6 protein-coding genes and 3 pseudogenes are annotated in these 8,520 nt (G+C 64.1%); 5 read left to right on the forward strand and 4 right to left on the reverse strand.

Translation table 11 applies throughout. The annotated features are described in order from the left end of the window. From ACP69S_RS21605 to ACP69S_RS21615, 3 genes and pseudogenes are all read left to right on the forward strand, one after another. Nucleotides 1-182: pseudogene (locus ACP69S_RS21605) on the forward strand (IS630 family transposase); the annotation flags it as partial. Between the two features lie 434 nt (nt 183-616). Further along, nucleotides 617-2,215: a globin-coupled sensor protein gene (locus tag ACP69S_RS21610; RefSeq protein WP_426000750.1), complete on the forward strand. Its 1,599-nt coding sequence runs from the start codon at nt 617-619 to the stop codon at nt 2,213-2,215. 50 nt (nt 2,216-2,265) lie between these two features. Continuing rightward, nucleotides 2,266-2,454, forward strand: a pseudogene (locus ACP69S_RS21615) (chemotaxis protein CheW); the annotation flags it as partial. A 203-nt stretch (nt 2,455-2,657) separates the two neighbouring features. On the opposite strand, the gene istB reads toward ACP69S_RS21615, so the two are convergent. The 3 genes and pseudogenes from istB to ACP69S_RS21630 form a co-directional block, all read right to left on the reverse strand. After that, complete coding sequence (gene istB / locus ACP69S_RS21620) at nt 2,658-3,386, reverse strand: IS21-like element helper ATPase IstB (RefSeq protein WP_300571790.1); 729 nt, start codon at nt 3,384-3,386, stop codon at nt 2,658-2,660. Next, a pseudogene (locus tag ACP69S_RS21625) lies at nt 3,373-4,164 on the reverse strand (Mu transposase domain-containing protein); the annotation flags it as partial. The gene istB and the pseudogene ACP69S_RS21625, both read right to left, overlap by 14 nt. 311 nt (nt 4,165-4,475) lie before the next feature. After that, nucleotides 4,476-5,951, reverse strand: coding sequence for a DHA2 family efflux MFS transporter permease subunit (locus ACP69S_RS21630; RefSeq protein WP_426000753.1), 1,476 nt, complete (start codon nt 5,949-5,951; stop codon nt 4,476-4,478). A gap of 258 nt (nt 5,952-6,209) precedes the next feature. On the opposite strand from ACP69S_RS21630, the gene ACP69S_RS21635 reads away from it, so the two are divergent. Then, entirely contained in the window at nt 6,210-7,262 is a 1,053-nt protein-coding gene (locus ACP69S_RS21635; protein ID WP_426000755.1) for a type III polyketide synthase, read from the forward strand. Next, complete coding sequence (locus ACP69S_RS21640; protein ID WP_426000757.1) at nt 7,259-7,768, forward strand: isoprenylcysteine carboxyl methyltransferase family protein; 510 nt, start codon at nt 7,259-7,261, stop codon at nt 7,766-7,768. The genes ACP69S_RS21635 and ACP69S_RS21640 overlap by 4 nt, the downstream gene beginning before the upstream one ends. A gap of 35 nt (nt 7,769-7,803) precedes the next feature. Here ACP69S_RS21640 and ACP69S_RS21645 read toward each other — a convergent pair whose 3' ends face one another. Beyond that, nucleotides 7,804-8,247: a DUF305 domain-containing protein gene (locus ACP69S_RS21645; protein WP_426000759.1), complete on the reverse strand. Its 444-nt coding sequence runs from the start codon at nt 8,245-8,247 to the stop codon at nt 7,804-7,806. Nucleotides 8,248-8,520: the final 273 nt, after the last annotated feature.

The following is an 8,520-nucleotide window of genomic DNA, read 5'->3' on the forward strand; positions in this document are numbered from 1 at the left end:
TCCCCGCCAAGCGCCGCCTCAAGCGCGGCGTGTTCAAGGGCGTCGTCGACCTCCAGGCCGCCATCAACCGCTTCGTCTCCGACCACAATCAGCAACCCAAGCCCTTCGTCTGGACCGCCAACCCCAACAAGACCATCGCCGCCGCCGCCCGTGGGCAACAAACGTTGGAATCAATCCACTAGGGCCAGCTCGGGGTTGGGCAAATGGCGCCTGACCGGAGACGAGTTGACGTTGGACTGACAGCACCGATCAATATGATTTAGTGGGACTAATTTTCGCGAAGCATTGACTTTGCGACAATTCGCCTCATGCCAATGGATATTGTATTCCTCCAGCAATCTGGGGAAACGGGGCGGGAATTACGCCCTAACCGGGAAATAATCTTGGTGGTCGCGCCTTGCGCGCATGAAAAGTGCCGCGATTACCAGCTAACTCAACATCAAATACCCATTTTGATTATCAGCGACGAAGCCACGTTAACCAATTCTTGTGGCTACTGAACCGACATATCGGTCGATTGAGCGCCTGAACCCCCTGGGCTTCCTCAAGTCGATTGTCTCTTTGGTCGGAATTTCTTCCGACTTCAAAGTTTCAAAGTAATACTGAGGAATACGAAATGACCCAGGAACACTCTTTGAGTGATCGTTTGAGCTTCATGAAGCTCGACGCCGTCGCGCAGCAAAACATCCGTGATGTAAAATCCGTCATCATGCGGGACTTGCCGGGGGCACTTGATGGGTTCTACGCGCAGATTCAGGCCTATCCCGAGACGCGGAAATTCTTCTCAAGCCAGAGCCACGTCAGCAGCGCCAAGGACCGGCAGCTCAACCATTGGGAATCGATCTCCAGCGGTCAGTTCGATCAGAACTATGTGCGCGCCGTCACCAAGGTCGGTGAAATCCATGCCCGGATCGGCCTGGAGCCGCGCTGGTATATTGGCGGCTATGCCCTGTTGCTGGAGGCGCTGATCGGTGGCGTGCTGGAGGCGCGCTGGCCCAAGGGCGGGTTCGGGGCCAAGAAGGGGCCGGGGGTCAAGAAGGTGTCGGCGGAACTGGGCGCCCTGGCCAAGGCGACCCTGCTCGACATGGACTATGCGATCTCAGTCTATCTCGAAGCCGCTGAAGAGGCGCGCAAGAAAGCCGAGGCCGAGGTGCTCGCGAGCGAACGCGCCACCGTCGTCCATTCCGTGGGCGCGGGCATGGCGGCCCTGGCGGCCGGCGACCTGACCTATCGAATGCCCGACGACCTTCCAGAGGAATACCGAAAGCTGCGCGAGGACTTCAACGCTGCCATCACGCAGCTTGAGGAGACCATCACCACGGTGGCCGCCTCCACGGCCAGCATCGGCTCCAGTTCCGACGAGATGGCGCAGGCCTCCGACGACCTGTCGCGGCGGACGGAGCAGCAGGCGGCGGGCCTGGAGCAGACCGCCGCGGCCTTGGACGAGATCACCGCCACGGTGAAGACGACCGCCAAGGGCGCGCGCCAGGCCGGCACGGCGGTGGCCGAGGCCAAGAGCGCGGCGGAGCGTTCCGGCGAGGTGGTGGGCCAGGCGATCGAGGCCATGGGCCAGATCGAGGACTCTTCCCGCCAGATCAGCCAGATCATCGGGGTCATCGACGAGATCGCCTTCCAAACCAACCTCCTGGCTCTGAACGCGGGCGTCGAGGCCGCCCGGGCTGGCGACGCCGGCCGTGGCTTCGCCGTGGTGGCCTCCGAGGTGCGGGCCCTGGCCCAGCGCTCGGCCGAGGCCGCCAAGGAGATCAAGACCCTGATCTCGGCCTCGTCCCTGCAGGTGGGGCAGGGGGTGAGCCTGGTGGGTGAGACCGGCAAGGCCCTGCAGTCCATCGTCGCCAAGGTGGCCGAGATCGACACGGTGATCTCGGCGATCTCAGCCTCGGCCCAGGAACAGGCCACCGGGCTTGCGGAGGTCAACTCCGCGGTCAACCAGATGGAACAGGTGGTCCAGCAGAACGCCGCCATGGTGGAAGAGTCCACCGCCGCCGCCCATTCGATGAAGTCCGAGACCGGAGAGCTCGCGCAACTGATGGCCGGGTTCCGGACGGGGCCCTCCGGCGCCATCGGTCGGACCGCGCCGCAGGCGGCGTCCGCCAGGTCCGCAGCCAGGCCGTCTCCGGCCCGAGCCATGCAGCGCAAGGTCGCCGCCAGCCTGGGCGGTGCGGCTTCGGGCCAAGGCTCCTGGGAGGAGTTCTGAGGATGACGCTCTCCCAGACCAGGCTGCCGCCTGTCGGCGCGGAGCTGATCATGGTGCAGATCGGCGAACAGTAGTTCGCCATCGACATCATGTCGGTCCGCGAGATCCGTGGCTGGGCCGCCGCCACCCCCCTGCCCCACGCTCCGTCTTATGTCCGCGGCATGGTCAACCTGCGGGGCGTCATTCTCCCGGTGGTGGATCTTGGCTCGCGCCTGGGGTTGGGGGACAGCCAGCCCGACTGTCAAACGGCGCCCAATCGGGACCCAATCGGGACCCCCTATAGGCGCCGAACAGGGACCCCCTATCCGGCTTCCGAGCGGCGATGCGCGTAGCTCTCAGCCAGCGCAGAGCATCGCTGCGGAGTGAGCCACTGATCGATCAACTGCCCGGAGGGGGGGCTGGGGGAGGTTGAACAAGTTGTGGATGAAGCGGAGTGTGCCTGTCAGGCGCGGTTCCTGAGCCGCCAGCTGTCGTTGCCGGTCTCGACGATGTCGCAGTGATGGGTCAGACGGTCGAGCAGCGCCGTGGTCATCTTGGCGTCGCCGAAGACGGTGGGCCATTCTCCGAAGGTCAGGTTGGTGGTGATGATCACCGAGGTGCGCTCGTAGAGCTTGCTGACCAGATGGAACAGGCGCTGACCGCCGGACTGGGCGAACGGCAGGTAGCCCAGCTCGTCGAGGACCACGAGGTCCAGGCGCGAGAGCTGGGCCGCCAGGGCTCCGGCCTTGCCGCGCCGGGCTTCGTCCTCGAGACGGTTCACCAGATCGACGGTGTTGAAGTAGCGGCCACGGGCGCCGGCCCGCACGACGTTGGCGGTGATGGCGATGGCCAGATGGGTCTTGCCCGTGCCGGTGCCACCGACCAGGACGATGTTGCGATGGTTGGCCAGGAAGGAGCCGTCGTATAGCGAACGGACCAGGCCCTCATTGATCGGCGAGCCCTCGAAGCTGAACGCCGCCAGATCCTTCATCACCGGCAGCTTGGCGGCGGTCAGGCGATAGCGGATGGAGGCGGCCTGGCGATGGTTGGTCTCGGCCTTGAGCAGGTCGGCCAAGATCTCCATGGCCGTGCGGTTGCGCTGAAGGCCCGTGGTGACGGTCTCGTCGAAGGCCCCGGCCATGCCCTTCAGGCCCAATTGGGCGAAGGCTTCGATCATCTCATGCCGCTGCACGGGGACCTCGCAGCAGGTCGTAGCGGGCGCAGTCGGCGATGGGCGGATGGCGCAAGGCCAGGGCCTGAGAGGTGGTGATCGCCTCGGGCCTGGGTGGCTCGCGCCGTCGGGCCAGGATGTTGAGGATGACCTCGTCGCTGGCCGCGCCGGCGTCCAGGGCCTCGCGGACGGCGTCGTCGACCTCATCCAGGCCATCGATCAGCACCGCCGCCAGCACGCGAACGAACCGGCGGTCGGCTTCGTCGCCACGTCCCAGCTTATTGCTGAGCCGCGTCAGGGCCGGCGGCAGGGACCAATCCTGGAACGGCGCGCCGTTGCGCAGAGCGCCCGGCTTGCGGGCCAGGACCGGCAGGTAGTGCCAGGGATCATAGATCGTCCGGCCCCGGCCGAAGGACCGGGCATGCTCGGCGACCACTTCGCCGGCGCAGCGTACGACGATCTTGTCGGCATAGGCGCGCACCTGCACCGTGCGCTTGGCGGCCTTGGCCATCACCGAGTAGCGGTTGCGATCGAAGGTGATCAGGCAGGTTCCGGTCACCGCGTGCTCGACCTCGTGGAAGCCGTCGAACGGCCCCATGATCGCCTGCAGCGCCGGCCGCTCGGCTTCCAGGGCCTGGGCCAAGGTGATCTCGCGCTGCTCAGGGTGGGGGTGCAGGCGTGCCCAGCGGCGGCACTCGGCTTCAAGCCAGCCGTTCAGCTCTTCCAGGGTGGCGAACCGCAGGCGCGGCTTGAAGAACCGCTCACGGCTGATCCGCACCTGGTTCTCGACTTGGCCCTTTGAGGTGGCGCCGGTTGTCCGTACAGTTTGGCGGCTTGGCTAAGAGTCTGACTCATAATGTTTCTGATTGTGATCAGAGGGTTGCGAGCCTTCGGGCGGATGGTCATGTCTTCGACCATCCTGCGACGCAGCGGGTGGATCGCGTCTTCGGGCATCACTCGTCTCCTGTCTCGAGGAGGACGTGGCCGACCCACGCTCCTCTTCAAACAGGAGAACCCCGCCGCTCATCTTCGCCGAACAAACACCCATCCCGCGCTAGCGGGTTAGTACATTGGCGCCTATGAGATCTGTCGATTGGCGTCGGCGTGGGACTATTCGGCCCCAGTGCGCCGCGCTAGCGGAACGGTAAGCAAGGCGGCCAGTGTCAGAAGGGCAATCATACCCCAAGCCTCATTGATCGCCTGCACAAGTGCAAGATGCTGCACCATTGGTGCGAGGATCGCGACGGTATCTGCGTCAGCTGGCCCTGGACCGCGGGCCAGGAACAGATCCAGCGGTATCCCGACAGCCTTGGCGGTCTCGACATCGCCGGCCTCTAGCCGTGCGGCGATCGCTCGTCCTAGGATGGGCGCGCGGCCGTAAATCACCGTATCGATCAAAGCCAGGCCGATAGCGCCGCCGAGGTTGCGCATCAGATTGAATAGGCCGCTTGCGTCTGGCACGCGGGCCGCTTCCAAATGTCCCAAGGCCAAGCGGGTAGGCGGCAGCAAGCAGAACATGATCGCCACGCCGCGCACGACCTGAGGCCAGAGCATCTGGGAAAAATCGGTCTCGCCTGTTTGGAAGGCGCTGAGGCCAAGACCGATGGCGAACACAAGGAACCCTGCGCCCGCCAGCAGCCGCGCGTCGACCCGCCGTTCCAGCGCCACGGCGATCGGCGCGGTGATCAGTTGAGCGACGCCAGTCACTAGCATAATTTTGCCGATATCGAACGCGTCGTACCCGCGGACAAAGGCGAGAAACACCGGCATCAGATAGACAGAGCCAAAGAGCCCTATGCCAAGAACAAAGCTTAATAGACAGCCGACCGCGAAGTTGCGGTCCCTGAACGTCCGCAGCTCTACGATCGGATGAAGCGCCTTCAAAGTCCGGCGCGCGAACAACCCTGCCGCCGCCACGCTGCCCGCGAGCAGTCCCATGACGAGGGGCGAGGTCCAGCCGCGCTGAGGCGCGTCCTTAAGCGCCAGGACCAACATCGCCAGGGACCCCGCCATCAAAACGAGAGACGAGAAGTCCAGGCGGCGAGCCTCGCTGGGCGATGGGCGTTCGGCCGGTAGCAGGGAGGCGGCCATCAGTGCGCAAGCCAAACCGGGCCCGATGTTGACGAGAAAGAGCCAGCGCCACGAGTAGGTGTCGGTGATCCAGCCGCCGACGATCGGACCAACCGTGGGGGCCAGGACGGCCAACACGCCGGCGATTGTTGTGGCCACGGCCTGGCGCCGCTCGGGAAAGAGTACGAATACCGCCGAGAAGACGGCCGGGATCAACGTGCCGCCCGAAAAGCCCTGCAGCACTCGCCATGCGACGAGGGAGGCGAAGCCGCTGCTCGTGGCGCAACCGAAGGAGGCCAGGCTGAAGACTGTTATGGCGACGACGAATAGCCAGCGCATGGTCAACAGGCGTGTCAAGAACCCGGTCAGTGGAATGGCAATCACCTCGGCGATCAGATAGGCAGTCTGGATCCAGCTCATCTGATCGGGCGCGATAGTTAGGGCCTGCTGGATAGTCGGCATCGAGGTGGCGACAATCTGGATGTCCAGGATCGCCATGAACATGCCCAGGCACATGATAGCGAATCCGGCCCAAATCTTGGCCGGGACGGAGTCGTGGTCGGCGGAGTGGGGCAAGGCGCGCGTCCGTGGCCGGGCCGGCCCCAGGTGGGGCCACGACGTGCCGTTTGGCAAATGCCGTAGCGACGCCGGCGTTCCTTACGCTGGGTTAGAACTGCTCAGGTGGAACCTTGGGCGACATCGACCGGTTACGCCAATGACCACTGACCAAAAGGGCGTTTGCCCTCCGCCAGTACCTGGTCGGAGAGACGCGTCATGCCAGCCCCCGTCGCCCTGCTCTCGCTCGCCACAGCTTCTCCGCCCCATCAGATGCCGCAGGCCCAGGTCGCCGAGGTGGCCCGGAGGCTCTTCGAAGACAAGTTTCCGCAATTCGACCGGATGGCCAAGGTGTTCGACACCGCAGGGATCGCGACGCGCCAATCGATCCTGCCGATGGACTGGTACTTGCAGCCGCGATCGTGGCCGGAGCGGACCGAAGCCTATCTTATCGGAGGCGTCGATCTGTTTGTTGACGCCGCCCAAGACGCGCTCGACCAAGCCGGACTGAAGGGGCCCGATGTCGACATCATCGTCACCGTCTCCTCGACCGGCATCGCCACGCCAAGCCTCGAAGCCCGAGCCATGGCGCGTGTCGGTTTTCGACCGGACGCGGCGCGGGTTCCTGTATTTGGCTTGGGATGCGCCGGCGGAGCCACCGGCTTGGCTCTGGCCAGCCGGCTGGCAAAAGCCACGCCTGGGGCTGTCGTGCTGCTGGTGATCGTAGAGCTTTGCACCCTGGCCTTTCGGCTTGAGGATCTTTCCAAGGCCGACATTGTGGCGACGGCGCTGTTTGGCGATGGCGCAGCAGCGGCCGTCTTGCGCTGCGACGAGGGCGGGTTCGCTTACGTCGAAGGCATGGCTGAGCATACATGGCCGGATACCTTGGACATCATGGGCTGGCGCGTCGATCCGCAAGGCCTCGGCGTGATCTTCGCCCGCGCCATACCGCCTTTTGCCCGGGCCAATCTGCGATCGGCCATGGTCGAGATGCTTGCAAGCCAGGAACTGGGGCTGGAAGACGTCGATCGTTTCATCTGCCATCCGGGCGGAATGAAGGTGATCGACGCCATGGAGGCGGCCCTGTCGATCGGTCAGGGGTGCCTGGATCACGAACGCGCGGTGCTGCGCGACCACGGCAACATGTCGGCCCCGACGGTGCTTTACGTCCTCGATCGGGCCCGTCGCGCCGGCCTTCCTGACAGATCGGTGGTCACTGCTCTGGGCCCGGGCTTCACCTCAAGCACCGTTACCTTGAGATCGGCGGCATGACGCTCTCGATCGTCGTCCTTGGCTTGGTGACCGCCCAGAGACTGGGCGAGCTTGTGCTGGCCAATCACAACACCCGCCGCTTAATGGCTAGGGGGGGAATTGAGACCGGGGCGGGTCACTATCCGATCATAGTCATTTTGCACGCGGCTTGGTTGGCGGGGCTCTGGCTTCTGGCCTGGAACCAGCCGACGAACCTGCCGCTGCTGGCGATCTTTGTCGCGCTACAACTGGCCCGGGTCTGGGTGATCGCAACATTGGGAGATCGCTGGACTACGCGGATCATCACCTTACCGGGCGCCGACCTCGTGCGACGCGGGCCCTACCGCTTAGTGTCCCACCCCAACTACGTGGTGGTGGCCGCCGAAATAGCGGTACTTCCACTGACGTTCGGATTAGTCGGCTTTGCCATCCTGTTCTCAATCTTGAACGCTGCGGTTCTGTGGATCCGCATTCGCATCGAAGGGCGCGCTCTTGCGTCCGTCAGCCAAGATGCTCTGGGCTCATAACCAAGCTTGGCGCGGCAAGAGAACCAAGGTTTTGGTCAGCCACCGTGTTTTCGGACATAGGCCTCAAGGTCGGCCTTGGCCTTGGTGTTCTCGTCAATCGTGGCTTGGGCCAGCTTGCGGGCTTCGGGATCGTCGCCCGCCTTTAGAACGCTCTGGCTCATGTCGATGGCGCCTTGGTGGTGGGCGATCATCACCTTGGCCCAAAGCAGATCAATGTCCGGCGCCCTAGCCGACATCATGCCGCGGCTCATCCGCATGCCGTCGGATTTCAACGCGTCCGCACCGGTCTTGTCGCGGGACGATTTCATCTGTGGCTGAGCGGCCATGCCAGGCGTTCCATGGCTGCTCATGGATTGGGCTTGGACTGTCCCAGCCATCCCGCTCAGCAACGTCATCGCCAACAATGGGTAGAGGAGGGTGCGCATTTCAAAACCTTCAAGTCGGGGACCTAGCAGTCCTAAGACGATGTAGAGCGCCATATCGGTATTGGTTGCGCCTTCTCGACCCGGCCGGGAACCGAGAGGACGGGCACATGCGATTTGCGCGAAAGATCGACCCTGTCCGTTCAAGCGCTCTTCTGAAGGTCGCGCTAGAGGCCGAGGACTGAGGTGGCGCCGGAAATTCGGACGGTTGGCTAGGTGTTTGGTCCCGGGCTTTGATGGTGCAATCTTTTCCGCCGAGTGGAAGGAAGCACTATGGGCCAGATACTGCACGGAAGCGCCCGCACGACTGAGGCGGTCCGTCGAGCGATA

The sequence above is a fragment of the Caulobacter sp. DWR1-3-2b1 genome (genome assembly GCF_049895765.1).
Classification (GTDB): Bacteria; Pseudomonadota; Alphaproteobacteria; order Caulobacterales; family Caulobacteraceae; genus Caulobacter.

What these genes read in the sequence shown, in the direction of transcription:
- ACP69S_RS21610 (WP_426000750.1), top strand. Translation starts at nt 617, where the DNA reads ATGACCCAGGAACACTCTTTGAGTGATCGTTTGAGCTTCATGAAGCTC.
- ACP69S_RS21630 (WP_426000753.1), bottom strand. Translation starts at nt 5,951, where the DNA reads ATGTGCCTGGGCATGTTCATGGCGATCCTGGACATCCAGATTGTCGCC.
- ACP69S_RS21635 (WP_426000755.1), top strand. Translation starts at nt 6,210, where the DNA reads ATGCCAGCCCCCGTCGCCCTGCTCTCGCTCGCCACAGCTTCTCCGCCC.
- ACP69S_RS21640 (WP_426000757.1), top strand. Translation starts at nt 7,259, where the DNA reads ATGACGCTCTCGATCGTCGTCCTTGGCTTGGTGACCGCCCAGAGACTG.
- ACP69S_RS21645 (WP_426000759.1), bottom strand. Translation starts at nt 8,247, where the DNA reads ATGGCGCTCTACATCGTCTTAGGACTGCTAGGTCCCCGACTTGAAGGT.